The organism is Shewanella benthica KT99 (assembly GCF_000172075.1).
GTDB lineage: Bacteria > Pseudomonadota > Gammaproteobacteria > Enterobacterales > Shewanellaceae > Shewanella > Shewanella benthica_A.
Genome location: NZ_ABIC01000114.1, coordinates 1 through 1048, shown reverse-complemented (window position 1 = coordinate 1048; position 1048 = coordinate 1). Strand labels below are relative to the sequence as shown.

The following is a 1048-nucleotide window of genomic DNA, read 5'->3' as shown; positions in this document are numbered from 1 at the left end:
GAGTAACTCACTGCTAGACTCTGTCGAACAAGCCGCTAACGAGTGGCTACTCGAGTTAGTGCATAGAGTATTACCGAGTGAATACCCCTTTAAGTCGATAGAGGCTCATGATGCTAGCTCCCTCAAATTGCACATTGGTTTAACTAAAGAGTTTCCCGGCCGATTCACCAAGACTCACCCGGCAGCCATGGAGTGACACGTGACCATGGATTTGATGTCTGGTCATTACAATTATCTGGGTATTTCTCCCGATTCAGAAAGTGAGCGGCACTATAATCCCTTTGCTTATGAAATACAGGACACCTTGCTGCTCATGGACGCGGGTTACTTTAATATTGATTACTGCTATCAAGCAGACAAACACGGTGGTCATGTAATTATGCGAACCAATGGTAAAATTAATCCCGATATAAAAGCGGCTTTTGATAGCCAAGGACTTGCGATAGAAGGGTTAATCGGTAAAAAATTAAAGCAACTTAAATGGCATCGAGAGCAAATAATCGACCTCGATGTTCAGTGGAAAAGCAAGCCAGGAACTCATCGGTTAATCGCCTTCTGGGATAGAAATAAATCGGCGATTGGTTACCTCATCACCAACCTAAAGCGAGCACAATTCAGCGCTGATAAAGTAAGTAAATTATATGGGTTGCGCTGGCAAATAGAATTATTCTTCAAGGAGTTAAAGTCCTACAGCGGTTTAAAAACCTTCAATACTCGAGATAAAAGTATTGCCGAAAGTCTCGTGTGGGCGAGCATGCTTACCTTACTATTAAAGCGCTTTATCGCGAGGGCGAGCGGCCTAATACACCAAGTGACTATATCTACGCAAAAAGTCGCACGGTGTGCAAACGATTGGCTGCCTGACATTTTAAAAGCACTGTTATCTGGACGTGAATACAGGATCAAAAAGACACTAAGGAAATGGTGCCGTTACTTCAGTGAGTATGCTTGCCGCGCTCATCCTAAAAGAGATAATCAGACGCTTTTTGTACAACTAACAGAAACTCATGTCTGAGAATGTATAACCCCTCATATTAAAGGGCTACAG

The 1048-nt window shown here is 43.0% G+C and carries 2 protein-coding genes; both read left to right on the top strand.

Annotation, left to right across the window (positions count from 1 at the left end):
* Positions 1–196 (top strand): hypothetical protein (locus tag KT99_RS19810; RefSeq protein ID WP_005503928.1); only part of this gene is annotated, 196 nt, incomplete at its 5' end.
* A 9-nt stretch (positions 197–205) separates the two neighbouring features.
* Positions 206–1015, top strand: coding sequence for an IS4 family transposase (locus KT99_RS19805; protein WP_005503925.1), 810 nt, complete (start codon positions 206–208; stop codon positions 1013–1015).
* The last annotated feature ends 33 nt before the right edge of the window (positions 1016–1048 follow it).

Bases quoted from the DNA above. Each gene is read 5' to 3' on its own strand.
- KT99_RS19805 (WP_005503925.1), top strand. From the start codon at position 206: ATGGATTTGATGTCTGGTCATTACAATTATCTGGGTATTTCTCCCGAT.